General features: G+C 68.7%; 15 protein-coding genes and 1 pseudogene. 9 read left to right on the forward strand and 7 right to left on the reverse strand.

Features of this window, described 5'->3' with window-relative positions:
• Positions 1-275, forward strand: a pseudogene (locus Q2100_RS00790) (hypothetical protein); the annotation flags it as partial.
• A 4-nt stretch (positions 276-279) separates the two neighbouring features.
• On the opposite strand, the gene Q2100_RS00795 reads toward Q2100_RS00790, so the two are convergent.
• Both Q2100_RS00795 and kstD read right to left on the reverse strand, forming a co-directional pair.
• Entirely contained in the window at positions 280-1140 is an 861-nt protein-coding gene (locus Q2100_RS00795; protein WP_302912434.1) for an enoyl-CoA hydratase ChsH3, read from the reverse strand.
• Positions 1140-2846: a 3-oxosteroid 1-dehydrogenase gene (gene kstD, locus Q2100_RS00800; RefSeq protein ID WP_302912435.1), complete on the reverse strand. Its 1707-nt coding sequence runs from the start codon at positions 2844-2846 to the stop codon at positions 1140-1142. The genes Q2100_RS00795 and kstD overlap by 1 nt, the downstream gene beginning before the upstream one ends.
• A gap of 73 nt (positions 2847-2919) precedes the next feature.
• On the opposite strand from kstD, the gene Q2100_RS00805 reads away from it, so the two are divergent.
• The 5 genes from Q2100_RS00805 (at position 2920) to Q2100_RS00825 (ending at position 8672) form a co-directional block, all read left to right on the forward strand.
• On the forward strand, positions 2920-3705 hold the full coding sequence (locus Q2100_RS00805) for a 2-keto-4-pentenoate hydratase (protein ID WP_302912436.1): 786 nt from the start codon (positions 2920-2922) through the stop codon (positions 3703-3705).
• A 15-nt stretch (positions 3706-3720) separates the two neighbouring features.
• A complete protein-coding gene (locus tag Q2100_RS00810) occupies positions 3721-4650 on the forward strand; it encodes an acetaldehyde dehydrogenase (acetylating) (RefSeq protein WP_302912437.1) in 930 nt (309 codons plus the stop codon).
• On the forward strand, positions 4647-5705 hold the full coding sequence (gene dmpG, locus Q2100_RS00815; protein ID WP_302912438.1) for a 4-hydroxy-2-oxovalerate aldolase: 1059 nt from the start codon (positions 4647-4649) through the stop codon (positions 5703-5705). Before Q2100_RS00810 ends, dmpG begins: the two co-directional genes overlap by 4 nt.
• A 148-nt stretch (positions 5706-5853) precedes the next feature.
• Positions 5854-6552, forward strand: coding sequence for a PAQR family membrane homeostasis protein TrhA (trhA, locus tag Q2100_RS00820; RefSeq protein ID WP_302912439.1), 699 nt, complete (start codon positions 5854-5856; stop codon positions 6550-6552).
• A 41-nt stretch (positions 6553-6593) separates the two neighbouring features.
• The gene (locus Q2100_RS00825) at positions 6594-8672 is read left to right on the forward strand and encodes a RecQ family ATP-dependent DNA helicase (protein WP_302912440.1); all 2079 of its coding nucleotides are present in this window, start codon (positions 6594-6596) and stop codon (positions 8670-8672) included.
• Here Q2100_RS00825 and Q2100_RS00830 read toward each other — a convergent pair.
• On the reverse strand, positions 8665-9573 hold the full coding sequence (locus Q2100_RS00830; protein ID WP_302912441.1) for an IclR family transcriptional regulator: 909 nt from the start codon (positions 9571-9573) through the stop codon (positions 8665-8667). The two genes, Q2100_RS00825 and Q2100_RS00830, sit on opposite strands and share 8 nt — an antisense overlap.
• 89 nt (positions 9574-9662) lie before the next feature.
• On the opposite strand from Q2100_RS00830, the gene Q2100_RS00835 reads away from it, so the two are divergent.
• From Q2100_RS00835 to Q2100_RS00845, 3 genes are read left to right on the forward strand one after another with little or no spacing between them, the layout of a single operon-like run.
• Positions 9663-10790: a hypothetical protein gene (locus Q2100_RS00835; protein WP_302912442.1), complete on the forward strand. Its 1128-nt coding sequence runs from the start codon at positions 9663-9665 to the stop codon at positions 10788-10790.
• A gap of 4 nt (positions 10791-10794) precedes the next feature.
• Positions 10795-11577, forward strand: a complete 783-nt coding sequence (locus tag Q2100_RS00840) for an SDR family oxidoreductase (RefSeq protein WP_302912443.1) — start codon at positions 10795-10797, stop codon at positions 11575-11577.
• A complete protein-coding gene (locus Q2100_RS00845; RefSeq protein ID WP_302912444.1) occupies positions 11574-12719 on the forward strand; it encodes a sulfotransferase family protein in 1146 nt (381 codons plus the stop codon). The genes Q2100_RS00840 and Q2100_RS00845 overlap by 4 nt, the downstream gene beginning before the upstream one ends.
• Before the next feature lie 4 nt (positions 12720-12723).
• Here Q2100_RS00845 and Q2100_RS00850 read toward each other — a convergent pair whose 3' ends face one another.
• From Q2100_RS00850 to ampC, 4 genes are all read right to left on the reverse strand, one after another.
• On the reverse strand, positions 12724-13362 hold the full coding sequence (locus tag Q2100_RS00850) for a sensor domain-containing protein (RefSeq protein WP_302912445.1): 639 nt from the start codon (positions 13360-13362) through the stop codon (positions 12724-12726).
• A 17-nt stretch (positions 13363-13379) separates the two neighbouring features.
• On the reverse strand, positions 13380-13841 hold the full coding sequence (locus tag Q2100_RS00855; protein WP_302912446.1) for a hypothetical protein: 462 nt from the start codon (positions 13839-13841) through the stop codon (positions 13380-13382).
• Positions 13838-15013, reverse strand: a complete 1176-nt coding sequence (locus tag Q2100_RS00860; protein WP_302912447.1) for a 3-ketosteroid-9-alpha-monooxygenase, oxygenase component — start codon at positions 15011-15013, stop codon at positions 13838-13840. The genes Q2100_RS00855 and Q2100_RS00860 overlap by 4 nt, the downstream gene beginning before the upstream one ends.
• A gap of 115 nt (positions 15014-15128) precedes the next feature.
• Positions 15129-16280 (reverse strand): class C beta-lactamase, encoded by a 1152-nt coding sequence (gene ampC, locus Q2100_RS00865; RefSeq protein WP_302912448.1) that lies wholly within the window; start codon positions 16278-16280, stop codon positions 15129-15131.
• Positions 16281-16349 lie beyond the last annotated feature (69 nt).

Consider the following 16349-nt stretch of genomic DNA (forward strand, 5'->3'; position numbering starts at 1 on the left):
AGGCGCCCGGCGGTCAGGGCATGCCCGGCGGTGCGGGCGCGCCGCAGCAGGGCCGCGAGGACGCCGGCGAGTCCCGGCCCGAAGAGGCCCGCCGCGAGGAGACCGACCGCGAGCGCGAGGAGCGCGAGGGCCGTGATCGCGACGAGCGCTACCAGGCGGCTCCGCCTGCGGGCGCAGGACCCGCGGAGGGCCGCCCGGGTGCCGGGCCGGTCCCGGTCGCGCCGGACCATCCGCGGCAGACCGGCGGCGAGGACGACCTCGCCCGCCGGATGTGACGTCCTACTTCGGGACGAACTCCACCCCGGTCAGCACCGCGGCGTCGTCCCGGCCGGGCGCGACGACGGTCGCGACGTAGCGTCCGTCGTCCTTCCAGACGTTCGCCTTGAGCGTTTCACCGGGGAACACCACGCCGGCGAAGCGCGCGCCATAGGTGTCCACGGCCGCGGCATCGCCGTCGAGCACGTGGTCGGTGATCGCCTTGCACGTCATGCCGTAGGTGCACAGGCCGTGCAGGATCGGCTTGGGAAAGCCTGCGGTCGAGGCGAATCCGGGGTCGGAGTGCAGCGGGTTGCGGTCGCCGCAGAGCCGGTACAGCAGCGCCTGCTGGGGCAGCACCGGGATCGACAGTTCGAAGTCGGGTGCGCGCTCAGGCGGTGCGGTGCTGGTCGAAGGACCGCGCTCGCCGCCGAAGCCGCCCTCGCCGCGCGCGAAGATCGACCGCTTCTGCGTCCACAGCAGAGTGCCGTCGGGTGCGGTGACGGTGGTCTCCGACCAGATCACCGCGGCCTTGCCCTTGTCCCAGATGTCGGTGAACCGGGTGACGGCCACACCGGTGCCGCTCGCCGGAATCGGGCCAGGCGCCGAGATCGCCTCGCTGGCGTGCAACACCTTCGACAGCTCGATGTCGATGCCCGGGAACTGCACCGTCGGCGGCTTCGTCATGTGGAAGCTCTGCGCGACATTGCCGAACGTCGGCAGCACCTGCGGGGTGTCGTCGGTCAGGTAGCGCAGTTCCCGCGGGTCCATCGGGTCGGCGCCGGCCCCGAGGCCGAGGTGGTACAGCTGCACATCGCTGCTGCTCCACGAGAACTCGTCGGGTTCGAGCTCGGCTCCGAGCGCCTCGTCCAGGTTGATCGGCATCAGTTCCCCGCCCCGCCTGATGTCTGCGCGGCTCCGGCGAGGTGCAGGGCAGCCAGGTAGCCGAACGCCATGGCCGGACCGATGGTCCCGCCGGGGCCCGGATAGGTGTGACCCATCACCGGGGCGCTCACATTGCCTGCGGCATAGAGCCCTTCGATCACCGAGCCGTCGTCGCGAAGCGCCCGGCCGTGCACGTCGGTGCGGATGCCGCCCTTGGTCCCCAGGTCGCCGGGCACCATCTTGGCCGCGTAGTACGGCCCGTGACTGATTTCGCCGAGGTTCGGGTTCGGCTTGACGGTCGGGTCACCGTAGTAGCGGTCGTAGGCGCTCTCGCCGCGGTGGAAGTCCTCGTCGACGCCGGAGCGGGCGAAGCCGTTGAACCGTGCGATCGTGGCCTCCAGCGCGTCGGCCGGCACACCGGTCTTGCCGGCCAGTTCGGCCAGCGTGTCGGCCTTGACGATCACGCCGGACTCCAGCCATTTGCGCGGAATGCGCTGTCCGGGCTGCAGTCCCGCGAAGATGTAGCGGTCACGGTACTGCTGGTCGAACACCAGCCAGGCCGGGATGTTCTCGCCGGGTCCGGATCCCTGGCCGTAGACGCCGCCGTACATGTGGTGGCACGCCTCGACATACGGCATGGACTCGTTCATGAACCGATTGCCGGACATGTTGACGATGATCGAGCCGGGCGAGTTGCGTTCCGAGAGCGCGAACCACGGCGCGCCGACCAGCGGCACCGTCGGTCCCCACCAGGCGTCCTCCATGACGTCCAGTGCGGCGCCGAGCTTCTCGGCCGCCACGATGCCGTCGCCGGTGTTCGCCTTGGCGCCGACGGTCCACTCGGTGCTGATCGGCGCGCGCTGGTACTTCACCCGCATCTGCTCGTTGTGCTCGAACCCGCCGCTGCCCAGGATCACTCCGCGGCGCACCCGGATCAGTTCGGGCTCGGCGTTTGTGGAGTCCCGCGCATCAACAACGTAGACGCCGCGCACCACCCCGTCCTCGATGTAGAGGTCGGTCAGCGCGGTGTTGAGCCGCACCGGGACCCCGGCCTGCTGGAGCCCGATGCGCAGGGGGGCGATCAACGCGCGGCCCATGCCGACCAGGTTCTTGCCGGTCGCCTTCGCCCACGTCGCGCGCATGCCGACCTTCAGGCTGCGCAGCACGCCGCGTGGGTGGCGCTTGAGCTGGTTCAGCCGGACATAGTCCTGCTGCATGACCACCATGTTCATCGGCACCTTGCCGTACGGCGGCTCGAGGCCGTCGAGGTCGGCGCCGAGCTTCTTGGCGTCGAACGGCTTCGGCTCGACGGAGCGACCGGTCGGCTTGCCGCCCGGTGCCTCCGGGTAGTAGTCCGAGTACCCGGGCACCCAGCACAGCTTCAACGGCGAGTGCTTCAGCACGAACGACAACATCTCCGGCGCCCGGTCCAGATAGGTGTCGATCCGCTCGGCCGGCACCACGTCGCCGATGATGGCGTGCAGGTACTGGCGGGCCGCGTCGGGGGTGTCCTTAACGCCGTCACGCTTGAGGATCTCGTTGTTCGGGATCCAGACGCCGCCACCTGACCGCGCAGTGGAACCACCGTAGTGCGGGGCCTTCTCAACGACTACTGTGGAAAGGCCCTGGTGAGCGGCGGTGAGGGCGGCAACCATGCCGGCTGCGCCGCTCCCCACCACGACGACGTCGTACTCCTGTCCGGTCATGTAGAACACGTTATAGAATCGCCCGGCCGACCCACAACTGCGCCGGTCGACGAAACGAGGGGAATTCAGGTAGATGCTCTCTGCCGAGGTGCGTGAGTGGCTTGCCGCCGACCTGGCGCAGGCCGAACGGAGCCGCGTTCCGATCAGCCCGCTGACCGCCCGCGAATCCGACATCGACGTCGTCGACGCCTACGAGATCCAGCTGATCAACATCCGTCAGCGCGTCGCTGAGGGAGCCCGGGTGATCGGCCACAAAGTGGGCCTGTCGTCCGAGGCGATGCAGAAGATGATGGGCGTCGACGAACCGGACTACGGCCACCTGCTCGACGAGATGCAGGTGTACGAGGATCGTCCGGTCCGCAGCGCGAACTACCTGTACCCGCGGGTCGAGGTCGAGGTCGGCTTCATCCTCGCCGACGACCTGCCCGGGGCGAACTGCACCGAGGAGGACGTGCTCGCCGCGACGGCCGCGTTCGCGCCGGCGATCGAGCTCATCGACACCCGGATCACCGACTGGAAGATCAAGTTGTGCGACACCATCGCCGACAACGCGTCCTCGGCGGGTTGGGTGCTCGGCGAGGCCAGGGTGTCGCCGAAGGACATCGACATCAAGGCCATCGACGCGGTGCTGACCAACAACGGCGAGGTCGTCGCAGAGGGGCGCAGCGACGCGGTGCTGGGCAACCCGGTCACTGCGGTGGCGTGGCTGGCGCGCAAGGTCGAGAGCTTCGGCGTCCGGTTGAAGGCCGGCGACATCGTGCTGCCGGGCTCGTGCACACGTGCGATAGATGCACCACCCGGCAGTCATTTCGTCGCGGACTTCGCCGGGTTAGGTTCAGTCAAGCTGAGTTTCGAATAAGCCAGGGGAGAAGCAATGCCGCAGAAGCTGCAAGTCGCGATCGTCGGATCGGGCAACATCAGCACCGATCTGCTGTACAAGCTGCTGCGGTCGGATGTGCTGGAACCGCGGTGGATGGTCGGGATCGACCCGGAGTCCGAGGGTCTGGCGCGGGCGCGCAAGTTGGGTCTAGAGACCACCCACGAGGGGGTGGATTGGCTGCTGGCGCGGGATGAGAAGCCGGACATGGTGTTCGAGGCCACCAGCGCCTACGTGCACCGCGACGCCGCCCCGCGCTACGCCGAGGCGGGCATCCGCGCGATCGACCTGACACCGGCCGCGGTCGGGCCGGGGGTGATCCCGCCGGCGAACCTGCGCGAGCACCTGGATGCGCCGAACGTCAACATGGTGACCTGTGGCGGGCAGGCCACCATCCCGATCGTGCATGCCGTGTCTCGCGTGGTGGATGTGCCCTACGGCGAGATCGTGGCATCGGTGTCGTCGGCGTCGGCCGGGCCGGGGACGCGGGCCAACATCGACGAGTTCACCAAGACCACCAGCGCCGGGGTCTCGGGCATCGGCGGCGCCAGGCGGGGCAAGGCGATCATCATCCTCAACCCGGCCGATCCGCCGATGATCATGCGCGACACCATCTTCTGCGCCATCCCCGAGGACGCCGACCGTGATGCGATCGCGCAGTCGATCCGTGACGTGGTGGCCGAGGTGCAGACCTACGTGCCGGGCTACCGGCTGCTCAACGAGCCGCAGTTCGACGACCCGTCGATGAACTCCGGCGGGCAGGCGGTGGTGACGACGTTCATCGAGGTGGAGGGTGCGGGTGACTACCTGCCGCCCTACGCCGGGAACCTCGACATCATGACCGCCGCGGCCACCAAGGTCGGCGAGGAGATCGCCAGAGAAAAACTTGGAGCAAGCCTTTCTGCAGGATCCGGAGCACAGGCATGAGTACCGACGAGATCTATTTCGACCCCATGTGGGACATCCGGATGACGGACACCTCCCTGCGGGACGGCAGCCACCACAAGCGCCACCAGTTCACCACCGACGAGGTCGGTGCGATCGTCGCGGCCCTGGACACGGCGGGCGTTCCGGTCATCGAGGTCACCCACGGCGACGGGCTGGGCGGGTCGAGCTTCAACTACGGGTTCTCCAAGACCCCGGAGCAGGAGCTGATCAAGCTGGCCGCCGAGACGGCGAAGAACTCCAAGATCGCCTTCCTGATGCTGCCCGGGGTGGGCACCAAGGAGGACATCAAGGAGGCGCAGAACAACGGCGGTTCGATCTGCCGGATCGCCACCCACTGCACCGAGGCCGACGTCTCGATCCAGCACTTCGGCCTGGCCAGCGAGCTCGGCCTGGAGACCGTCGGGTTCCTGATGATGAGCCACACCATTCCGCCGGAGAAGCTGGCGGCTCAGGCCCGCATCATGGCCGACGCCGGCTGTCAGTGCGTCTACGTGGTCGACTCCGCCGGTGCGCTGGTACTCGAGGGGGTCGCCGACCGGGTCTCGGCGCTGGTCGCCGAACTCGGTGAGGACGCCCAGGTCGGTTTCCACGGTCACGAGAACCTCGGGCTCGGGGTGGCCAACTCGATCGAGGCGGTGCGGGCGGGCGCCAAGCAGATCGACGGGTCGTGCCGCCGGTTCGGCGCCGGTGCGGGCAACGCTCCGGTCGAGGCACTGATCGGGGTGTTCGACAAGATCGGTGTGAAGACCGGTATCGACTTCTTCGACATCGCCGACGCGGCCGAGGAGGTCGTCGCGCCGGCGATGCCCGCCGAATGCCTGTTGGACCGCAACGCGTTGATCATGGGCTACTCGGGGGTCTACTCCAGTTTCCTCAAGCACGCCATCCGCCAGTCCGAGCGCTACGGGGTGCCCGCGCACAAGTTGCTGCACCGCGCGGGCCAGCGCAAGCTGATCGGCGGTCAGGAAGACCAGCTCATCGATATCGCGCTGGAGATCAAGCGTGAGCAGGACGCCGCCGCCGAGGTGAGCTGAGCAACGTCTCGATTGTGACATCACAGCCTGTCCCGTTCTGACGCGCAGTCGTTTGCGGGTATGGTGTGCATCGCTGTCGCACCTGCGATGGTTGCCGTGAGCACACCCGGCTTACCGCGACATCGGAGACGCCCTGAACGATCGATCTATGGTGACTGGAACACTCCAGATGCCGGAGCCCATCGGGGGTCCGGTCAGCGATGTGTTCCTCGCACCCCGTGCCCGCGGCTGGATCCACGTCGTCGCCGCATTCCTTGCCGTGCTCGGCGGCGCGGCGCTGATCGGGGTCGCGTGGACCGGTGACCGGCCGACAGCGGCCGGCTGGGCCGCGCTGGTCTACGTTGCCGCGATCATCACGATGTTCAGCGTCAGTGCGGTGTACCACCGGATGCGGTGGACCTCGCCGGTCACCCAGAAGTGGATGATGCGCGTCGACCATTCGGTGATCTTCGTGTTCATCGCAGGCACCTACACACCGCTCGCACTGCTGGCCATGCCGCCGTCGATTGGGGCCGAGGTGCTCGTGGTCGTGTGGACCGGCGCCGCGGCCGGCGTGCTGTTCAAGATGGCCTGGCCGTCCGGCCCGCGGTGGATCGGCGTCAGCCTTTACCTGGCCTTCGGCTGGGCGGCGATCTGGTTCGCCGAGACGCTGCTGCTCGGTGCCGGCCTGACGGTCGTCGCACTCTTGATCGCCGGCGCGGTGCTCTACAACATCGGCGCCGTCTGCTACGGCATGCGCTGGCCGAATCCGTGGCCGACCACGTTCGGGCACCACGAGGTGTTCCATGCGTTCACCGCGGTCGCGGCGCTCTGTCACTTCGCCGCCATCTGGCTCGTGATCGCCTAGCTGCCCGTCGGGCTGTCACCGGGGCCAGGCACGATTGCGGCATGGCGACGCGGACCGAGGCCCAGGCCCTTCTCGAGCAGCTGGCAGGACCGCACGCCACCCTGCGCGACGACCAGTGGACGGCCATCGAGGCCCTCGTCGTGCACCGGCGCCAAGCGCTGGTGGTGCAGCGCACCGGGTGGGGCAAGTCGGCGGTGTACTTCATCGCCGCAAGGCTGCTGCGCGCCGCCGGGCACGGTCCCACCGTCATCGTGTCGCCGCTGCTGGCGCTGATGCGCAACCAGGTGGCCGCCGCCGAGCGGGCCGGGGTGCGTGCCGCGACGATCAACTCGAGCAATGTCACCGACTGGGACGAGATCCACGCCCGGGTGGGGGCCGGTGACCTCGATGTCCTGCTGGTCAGTCCGGAGCGGCTGAACAACCCCGACTTCCGTGACCAGGTGCTGCCCGCGCTGGCCCGCGACGCGGGCCTGGTCGTGGTGGACGAAGCACACTGCGTGTCCGACTGGGGCCACGACTTCCGGCCCGACTACCGCCGGATCCGCACCCTCATCGCCGACCTCGGCGCCGACATCCCGGTGCTCGCCACCACCGCGACGGCCAACGACCGGGTGGTCGACGACGTCGCGAGCCAGCTGGGCGTGGGCGGCCGCGACACGGTGGTGCTGCGCGGCGGACTGGACCGGGAGTCGCTGCGGCTGTCGGTGGTGAACGCGGGCAACCCGGCCCAGCGGGCCGCCTGGATCGCCTCGCACCTCGGGTCGCTGCCCGGCTCGGGGATCGTCTACACCCTGACTGTCGCGCAGGCGCACGACGTGGCGGCGCTGCTGCGGGAGAACGGCCACCCGGTCGCCGCATACACCGGCGCCACCGAGGCCGCCGAGCGCGAGCAGCTCGAGGCGGACCTGCTCGCCAACGAGGTCAAGGCGCTGATCGCGACGTCCGCACTGGGCATGGGTTTCGACAAGCCGGATCTTGGGTTCGTCGTGCACCTCGGCGCGCCGTCGTCACCGATCGCCTACTACCAGCAGGTCGGCCGCGCCGGCAGGTCGACGGCGCAGGCAGAGGTGATCCTGCTGCCCGGCCGGGAGGACCAGGACGTGTGGCGCTACTTCGCATCGGTGGCGTTCCCGTCGGAGGCGATGGTGCGCGACGTGCTGCGGGCGCTCGAGCCCGACCGCCCGCAGTCGACTCCTGCGCTCGAACCGCTCGTCGACCTGAATCGCGCGCGGCTGGAGATGGTGCTCAAGGTGCTCGACGTCGACGGGGCGGTCCGGCGGGTCAAGGGCGGCTGGGTGGGCACGGGTGAGCCGTGGACCTACGACGAGGAGCGCTACCGCAACCTCGACGCGGCGCGCCGGCGTGAGCAACAGGCGATGCTCGAGTACCAGTCGACCGACGAGTGCCGGATGACGTTCCTGCGCCGCCAGCTCGACGATCCGGAGCTGACCGACGGCGAGCGCTGCGGCCGGTGTGACAATTGCGCGGGCAGTCACTACGGCGCCGACGTCGACGACGCGACCGCACAGGCCACCCGGCAACGGCTGCTGCGGCCGGGCGTGGAGATCACCCCGCGCAAGCAGTGGCCGTCCGGGCTGGCCAAACTCGGCGTGCCGCTGTCCGGCCGCATCGGCGACGGGCCGGAGCCGGGGCGGGTGATCGGCCGGCTCACCGATCTCGGTTGGGGCGCGCGACTGCGCGCGGTGCTCGACGCGCCGGACGAGGAGGTGAGCGACGACCTCGTACGTGCCGCGGTCGACGTGCTGGCCGCGTGGGAGTGGCAGACACGCCCCGTCGCCGTCCTAGCGATGGACTCGGTGGCGCGGCCGCGGCTGATCGGGTCGCTGGCCGGCAGGCTCGCCGAGCTGGGCCGTCTCGCGAACCTGGGCACCTTGCGGTACCGGCCCGACCGTCGCCCGGTGAGCGCCGCGAACTCCGCGTATCGCGTTGCCGCGCTGGACGATTCGTGGGAAACGCCGGACCTGTCGACGGTGGGCGGGCCGGTGCTGCTGGTCGATGACCTCACCGACACCGGCTGGACCCTGACGATGGCCGCCCGGGTGGTGCGGGACGGGGGAGCGCCTGCCGTGCTGCCGTTCGCGATGGCCGCGGTCAGCTGAGCGAAGGCCAGGGTGGCTTCTCGCCGCCCAGCTGAACGGTCAGTGCGTCGGCGGACGACATCAGCCGGCGCGCCCGCTTGACGATCTCGGCGGCGCTCAGCGACCGGCCGACGTGCAGGGAGACGACCATGGCCTGGCGCTGATGGTGGTCGTACACGGGGGCGGAGATGACGCTGACGTCGTGGCGTTGCCGCCCGTCGCCGGCGGATTCGCTCCGCAGGTACACCCGCTCGCCGATGTCGGACACCATCTCGCCGAGCAGCGCGCGTAACTCGTGGGGCAGTGTGCTCGGGATGCCCGCGGTCAGCGCGTAGAGCCGCTGCCCGGCCGCAGTCTGCCGCTCCACCAGGTAGCCGTCGGCCCGGCACTCGGCGATCACCCGCTGCAGCCGGTCGTCGTCCGTGCGGAGCGGCACCGTCGGCTCCTTGGCCAGCCATGTCCGTACGGCGTCGTCGTCCCAGAGCACGAACATCAACCCGACGGGCGGCGCGAACGGATAGCTCTGGCCCACGTGCACCGGGGCGCTCACCGCCGGTGGCGACACCAGGTCCAGCACGGTGATGCGCTCCTCGACCACCGCCGACAGCGCGGCCGTCGCCGAGTGGGCCGCCGAGAGCCGGCGCAGCTCGGCGCGCGCGGCCGGGTTGACCCGGAGTGACTCCTGGGCGGTGTGCCCGAGCGCGATCAGCGCGGGGCCCAGCCGGTAGGTCTTGTCCTGCGCGTCGCGCACCAGGTATCCCGCCGCGGTCAGGGTGGTGACGATGCCCAGGCATGTGGGCTTGCTCAGCTGCAGGCGCCGCGCCAGGTCGGACAGCCCGAACCGGCCCTGGGGGTGGCCGGCGAGGTAGTCCAGCACTGCCACCACGCGTTCGGTGGGTGGAGATGTGCGAGCCGTCGACATGTCAGAAATGTACCTTGCCGTTCCAAATATGAACCACGGATCGACCGACGACCATTGACTAGCACTAGAACGCGTTCTAGTTTCAAGGCGTGTACTCCGCACCCTTCGCCGAGGCGATCGCCGAGGCCGAGCGCCTCGTCACCGAAGCGCCGTTCATCGAATCCGAAGCCGATCTGCTCGAGGGTCTGCAGTATCTCGCCGGCGGCATCGCCGCCTGCACGCACCTCGCCTTCGACTACGACCGCGACCACCCGTTCCTGCAGTCGGGGACCGGCCCGTTCACGAAGATGGGTCTGGACAACCCGGACACGCTGTACTTCGGCACCCGGGTGCACCCGGGCCACGAGTACGTCGTCACCGGCAAGCGCGGCACCACCACCGATCTGAGCTTTCAGATGCTCGGGGGCGACTACACCGACGACAACGTGCCGGCCAGCCAGGCCGCATTCGACGACCGTGAACTCGACATCGCCGAGGACGGCACCTTCGAATGGCGGGTCACACCGAACAGCCCGTCACAGTTGCTGATCCGTGAGGTCTACAACGACTGGTCGGCCCAGCGCGGCTACGTCAACGTCGCCCGCACCGACACCGCGGGCACCGCGCCCCCGCCGCTGACGAAGGAACTCATCGAGAAGCGCTACGCCGTTGCGGGCAAGCAACTCGTCCAGCGGGTCAAGACGTGGCTGCAGTTCCCGCAGTGGTTCTACGACAACCTGCCGGTCAACACGATGGTCGCGCCGCGGCTGACGCCCGGTGGGCTGGCCACGCAGTACTCGTCGGTGGGTCGCTTCGACCTCGCGCCGGACGAGGCCATGGTCATCACCCTGCCGGTGTCCGACGCCCCGTACCTGGGCTTCCAGCTGGGTAGCCTGTGGTACATCTCGCTGGACTACATCAACCACCAGACGTCGCTGAACGGCACTCAGGCGCAGGCGGACCCGGACGGCAAGATCCGCATCGTCGTCGCCGACGCCAACCCCGGCGTGACGAACTGGTGCGAAACCCTCGGTCACCGCAAGGGCTATCTCCAGTTCCGGTGGCAGCGCCTCTCGCGGGAGCTGACGGAGGCCGATGGACCGTCGGTGGAGGTCGTCGACGTCGACAAGGTCGCCTCCGCACTGCCGTTCCACGACACGAACAAGATCTCCGACGACGACTGGCGCGAACGCATCGCGCTGCGGCAGCGGCAGATCCAGAACAGAATGGTGGGATGACCCGATGACCGGACTGCTCGACGGCAAGGTGGTCGTGATCAGCGGTGTGGGACCGGCGCTGGGGACCACGCTGGCCCGCCGCTGCGCCGAGAACGGCGCCGATCTGGTGCTGGCGGCGCGCACCGTGGAACGGCTGGACGACGTCGCCAAGCAGATCACCGACCTGGGGCGGCGCGCGGTATCGGTCGGCACCGACATCACCGACGACGCCCAGGTGGCCAACCTGGTCGAGAAGACGCTCGAGGCCTACGGCAGGGTCGACGTCCTCATCAACAACGCGTTCCGCGTTCCGTCGATGAAGCCGTTGGCCAACACCACCTTCGAGCACATGCGCGATGCCATCGAACTCACGGTGTTCGGTGCGCTGCGGTTGATCCAGGGCTTCACGCCGGCGCTGGCCGAAGCGAACGGGTCCGTGGTCAACGTGAACTCGATGGTGGTACGGCACTCCCAGGCCAAGTACGGCGCCTACAAGATGGCCAAGTCCGCGCTGCTGGCGATGTCCCAGTCGCTGTCCACCGAACTGGGCGAGCAGGGCATCCGAGTGAATTCGGTGCTGCCCGGCTACATCTGGGGCGGCACGCTGGAGAGTTACTTCTCCCACCAGGCCGGCAAGTACGGCACCACCGTCGACGAGATCTACAAGGCCACCGCAGCCGCCTCCGACTTGAAGCGGCTGCCCACGGAGAACGAGGTGGCTTCGGCGATCCTGTTCATGGCCAGCGATCTGTCGAGCGGGATCACCGGACAGGCGCTGGACGTCAACTGCGGAGAGTACAAAGCGTGAGCGCACGTACCAACGTCGGCACCGTCGAGGATCTGCACGCGTCGGCCACCAAGGCCTGCGGCCTCGACGATTTCGGCTCCGACGACGACAACTACCGCGAGGCGCTCGGCGTGCTGCTCGAGTCCTTCCAGCGCGATGCCGACCTGACTGAGTTCGGCAGCAAGATGCAGCGCTTCTTCGTCCGCAACGCCCTTGTGGCGCGGCTGGTCTCGGAGGCGGCGTGGAAGCAGTACCCCGAACACGCCGACGTCGCGATCGAACGGCCGATCTTCGTCACCGGGCTGCCCCGGACCGGCACCACTGCCCTGCACCGGCTGCTCTCCGCCGACCCGGGCCACCAGGGTCTCGAGCTGTGGCTGGCCGAGTTCCCGCAGCCGCGGCCGCCGCGCGAGACGTGGGCGGACAACCCCGTCTTCCAGCAACTCGACGCCCAGTTCACCAAGGCGCACGAAGAGAACCCGGACTACACCGGGCTGCACTACATGACTGCCGACGAGGTGGAGGAGTGCTGGCAGCTGCTGCGCCAATCCCTGCACTCGGTGTCCTACGAGACCCTGGCGCACGTCCCGACGTACTCGCAGTGGCTGGCCCGCCAGGACTGGACGAAGTCGTATCAACGGCACCGGCGCAATCTGCAGCTGATCGGGCTCAACGACGCCGAGAAGCGCTGGGTGCTCAAGAATCCGAGCCACCTGTTCGCGCTCGACGCGCTGTTCGCCACCTATCCCGATGCGCTCGTCATCCAGTGCCACCGGCCGCCAGAGACGCTGATGGCGTCGATGTGCTCGCTGGCCCAGCACACCACCGAGGGTTGGTCGCACCGGTTCGTCGGCGAGCAGATCGGCGCCGATTCGCTCGAGACCTGGTCACGTGGCCTCGAGAGGTTCAACACCGTTCGGGCGCAACATGACTCGGCGCAGTTCTACGACATGGACTACTTCGACTTCATCGCCGACCCGGTCGCCGAGGTGGAGCGCATCTACCGGCACTTCGGCCTGCCGTACACCGACGCCGCGCGCGGTGCGATGGAGCAGAGCCACGCCGAGAGCAAGAAGGGGCCCCGAGCGCCGAAGCACACTTACTCGCTGGCCGATTACGGCCTGACCGACGACATCGTCAAGGAGCGCTTCGCCGGCCTCTAGACGGTCACACCGTCATGTCGGCCAGGGTGTTGATGCGCTGCAGCGCATCCCGCGCGACGGACAGCACGTCGAAGCCGTTCCTCTGCGCGCACGCGGTGAGTTCGACGGCCGCATTGTGCGCGGCGACGAAGGCGTTGTCGCACGACCACCCGCCGGTGATGGACCACAGCACGATCTGGGCCGAGCCCGACTCGCGCACAGGCAGAAGGCGGAAGTCGATCGTCTTGCCCTCCATGGTCGTCACCGCCAGGGCGTCATCCCGGCAGGCGTCGATGGTGCGTCTCACCTCGTCGACGGCGGCGGCGGTGTCGAAGTCGGCGCGGTACACCGCGGCCATCTGCTGCACCGAGACGGTACGCGCGGGGTCGCCGTAGAACTGACCGCCGTCGTGCGCGGCAGGCGTCCTGCTGAAGATGAACGGCGGATCGACCTCCTGCGCCAGGCCGGCGCACCTCTCGGGTTCGACGGTCACAAACAGGTTCGATTCGTGCTCCGGTGCGGTCTTCTCGCTCAGCAGGCCGCCGACCTGGCCTGCGGTGATGGGAGCGACGGGCACCACGGCGCGGGGACGGGCGTCGTCCACCACCTGGGTGCAGCCGCCGAGCGCGACACACAGCAGACCTGCCGCCGCGGTCCTGAGCATGGGATCAGTGTCGCAGCTCAGCCGTCGCCGGGCGACGGGGCGGACGACACCTCCTCGAGACAACCCTCGGCGACGGCGTGTTTGATGCTGTCGGCCAACCTCGGGCAACTGCGTGAGCGTGCCGAGTGGCCGCCGGACTCCCGGATCTCGGTGAAGTAGGCGCACCGCTGCGAAGCAGCGGAGTTCCACTGCACGGCGGTGTGTTCCGGGCCGAGCTTCTTCACGTCCACCGCCACGTGGCAGAACCGGCAGTCGATGGACACCAGACCCGCGCTCAGGTAGCGCTCACGGTCGCGACGGCTGGCCTCCCGCACCGCCTCGGCCCGTCGCGGGTCCGCGGCGAAGTCCGGTGCCTTGGACCACGATCCGCGGCTGGGCGCGGCCGGCACGTCGTCCTCGTCATCATGGGCGCCGTGGAGGAGAAGCATCGACCGGGCCAACCGGTCGACGTCCGGTGCCTCCTGGCGCTCGCCCGTCATGACGTGGCCTGTTCGGCCTTTGCGTCGTCGGGTTCCTTCTCGGCTTCCTGACGCTTGAGGTTCTCCTCCACCTCGACCTGCCACTTCTCGTTGGCGGCCGTGGTGTCGACCTCGATCTCGAAACGGTCGGTCATGTCGGGCGTGACGTCGGCGACGTCGACGTAGAACTGCTGGTACCAGCGGCGCATCTGGTAGACGGCGCCGTCCTCTTCGACGAGCAGTGGGTTGTCGATGCGGGTCTTGTGCTTCCAGATCTCGACGTCCTGCAGGAAGCCCTTGCTGACGCCCTCGGTGAACACCCGCGCCAGCTTGTCGGTGGTCTTGTCGTCCAGGCCCTTGGGCTTCTCGACGATGACACCCCACTGCAGCACGAAGGAATCCTGCGAGACCGGGTAGTGGCAGTTGATCAGGATCGACTCGGCCTTGAAGCCGCCGTAGTTGTTGTGCAGCCAGTTGATCATGAACGACGGGCCGAAGTACGACGCCTCGCTGTCCAGGTGCGCCTCGCCATAGGTGGTGCCCATGTCGTTGATGTCCGCACGGCCCACGTTGTGCAGGTACTGCGACGCGATGTGGCCCTCGAAGACGTTCTTGAAGTAGGTCGGCAATCCGTAGTGGATGTAGAAGAAGTGCGCCATGTCGGTGACGTTGTCGATGATCTCGCGGCAGTTGGAGCCCTCGATGAGCATCGAGTTCCACCGCCAGTCGGTCCACTCGTCGCTGGCGAACTCCGGGATCTCGGGGATCTGCACTTCGGGCTGCGGTGGGTTGCCCTCGTGGTCGTGCCACACGAAGAGCAGCCCGCCGCGGACGTCGGTGTGCCAGGCCCGGGTGCGGGCGAGCCGCGGGGTGCGCTTGGCGTACGGGACGAGCTTGCACTTGCCGTCACCGCCCCAGCGCCAGTCGTGGAACGGGCACGCGACCTCGTCGCCCTTGATGGTGCCCTGGGACAGGTTGCCGCCCATGTGCCTGCAATACCCGTCGAGGATCTTCAGTTCGCCCTTCGAGTCAGCGAACACCACGAGCATGGTGCCGAAGATCTCGACACCGTGCGGTTCGCCGTCCAGGAAGTCCTTGACGGGTCCCAGGCAGTGCCAGCCCCGGGCGTACCGGTCGGGCAGCGCTCCGGTGTCGATCTCGCGGACGCCTGCGCCGGCGGTATCAGTAGCCACGTCGCACCTCCAGATCTGGGCTTCTAACTAGAACACGTTACAGTTTTATCCCGCGTTCGCACAATGATTGGCCCGTGACCTGCGGCATACCCATGTCGGCGGCCTTCTGAACTGCTCACTCGCCGTCCAGGGCGGCCAATACCGCGTGCGCGGCGGTGACCCGGGCGGCGATCGGGAAATTCTTGTTGGCCAGCATGACGACGCCGATGCGGCGCTGCGGCACGAAGGCGGCGTAGGCGCCGAAGCCGTCGGTGGACCCGGTCTTGTTGAACAGGGTCGGCGCGCCGGGCTGCTCAGGGGGCAGGGCCGCCACCGGGTGGGGCTCCATCGCCATCGACGTGGAATTGCCCGCGAGCAGCTGGTCGAGGGCGACGGGGTAGGGGTACTGCTCCCAGCCCAGGCCCTGCACCATCGGGCCGACACGGTAGCGGCCGACGTGCGTCGTCTCGACGGCCCGGCGCAACCGGGGCTCCAGGCCGTCGGGGGAGATGTTGTGTTCGACGAACCGGATCATGTCCGTCGCGGTGGACTTCACGCCGTAGGCCTCGGCGTCGAAGACGCCGGGATTGACCCGTACCGGTCGGTCGGTCTTGTCATACCCCCAGGCGTAGGCGTTCTGCGCCTGCGGCGGCACACGCACGAAGCTCTGCGGCAATCCGAGTCCGGGCATGACGTCGGTCTGCATGACGTCGGTGAAGTCGCGGCCCATCGCCCTCGCGCTGAGGTGCCCGAGCAGCCCGATGCTGGCGTTCGAGTACTGCCTGATCCGGCCCGGCGGGGCGGTCGGGTGCCACTGCCGGAAGTACTCCGTCATCGTGGGGGCGTCGGTGACGGCCTCGGGGAACTGCAGCGGGAGCCCGCCCGCGGTGTAGGTGCCGAGATTCGTCAGCGTGGCGCCGTCGATGGGGGCGCCGGTGAGCGCGGGCAGGTAGCGGCCCGGGTGGTCGTCGAGCGAGATGGCGCCCGTCTCGGCGGCGTACCCGGCCAGGGTGGCGGTGAAGGTCTTGCTCACCGACCCGATCTCGAACAGCGTGCCGGGCGTGACGGGCGCCCCGGTGTCCCGTGCCGCCACGCCGTAGCTGAAGAACTGGCTGCGGCCGTCGACGGTGACGGCGACGGCCATGCCGGGGATCCCGTGTTCGGCCATCAGCGGGGCGAACGCGCGGTCCACCGCGGCGGCGACGGTCCCCGGTTCGGCGCCCGCCGGCGCGGCCGGTGCCACAGCGGCAAGGATCGCCGCGGCAAGCAGGATTTTGAGCACTCGCACGGAGCTTCTCCTCGGGGTCGGGTCCGTCGTCCGCCCCAAGGTAGCCGCTACCGGCCGCGCCCCTGCCCC

The organism is Mycolicibacterium arseniciresistens (genome assembly GCF_030519285.1).
Taxonomy (GTDB): Bacteria; Actinomycetota; Actinomycetes; order Mycobacteriales; family Mycobacteriaceae; genus Mycobacterium; species Mycobacterium arseniciresistens.

Bases quoted from the DNA above. Each gene is read 5' to 3' on its own strand.
- Q2100_RS00795 (WP_302912434.1), bottom strand. From the start codon at position 1,140: ATGCCGATCAACCTGGACGAGGCGCTCGGAGCCGAGCTCGAACCCGAC.
- kstD (WP_302912435.1), bottom strand. From the start codon at position 2,846: ATGACCGGACAGGAGTACGACGTCGTCGTGGTGGGGAGCGGCGCAGCC.
- Q2100_RS00805 (WP_302912436.1), top strand. From the start codon at position 2,920: ATGCTCTCTGCCGAGGTGCGTGAGTGGCTTGCCGCCGACCTGGCGCAG.
- Q2100_RS00810 (WP_302912437.1), top strand. From the start codon at position 3,721: ATGCCGCAGAAGCTGCAAGTCGCGATCGTCGGATCGGGCAACATCAGC.
- dmpG (WP_302912438.1), top strand. From the start codon at position 4,647: ATGAGTACCGACGAGATCTATTTCGACCCCATGTGGGACATCCGGATG.
- trhA (WP_302912439.1), top strand. From the start codon at position 5,854: ATGGTGACTGGAACACTCCAGATGCCGGAGCCCATCGGGGGTCCGGTC.
- Q2100_RS00825 (WP_302912440.1), top strand. From the start codon at position 6,594: ATGGCGACGCGGACCGAGGCCCAGGCCCTTCTCGAGCAGCTGGCAGGA.
- Q2100_RS00830 (WP_302912441.1), bottom strand. From the start codon at position 9,573: ATGTCGACGGCTCGCACATCTCCACCCACCGAACGCGTGGTGGCAGTG.
- Q2100_RS00840 (WP_302912443.1), top strand. From the start codon at position 10,795: ATGACCGGACTGCTCGACGGCAAGGTGGTCGTGATCAGCGGTGTGGGA.
- Q2100_RS00850 (WP_302912445.1), bottom strand. From the start codon at position 13,362: ATGCTCAGGACCGCGGCGGCAGGTCTGCTGTGTGTCGCGCTCGGCGGC.
- Q2100_RS00855 (WP_302912446.1), bottom strand. From the start codon at position 13,841: ATGACGGGCGAGCGCCAGGAGGCACCGGACGTCGACCGGTTGGCCCGG.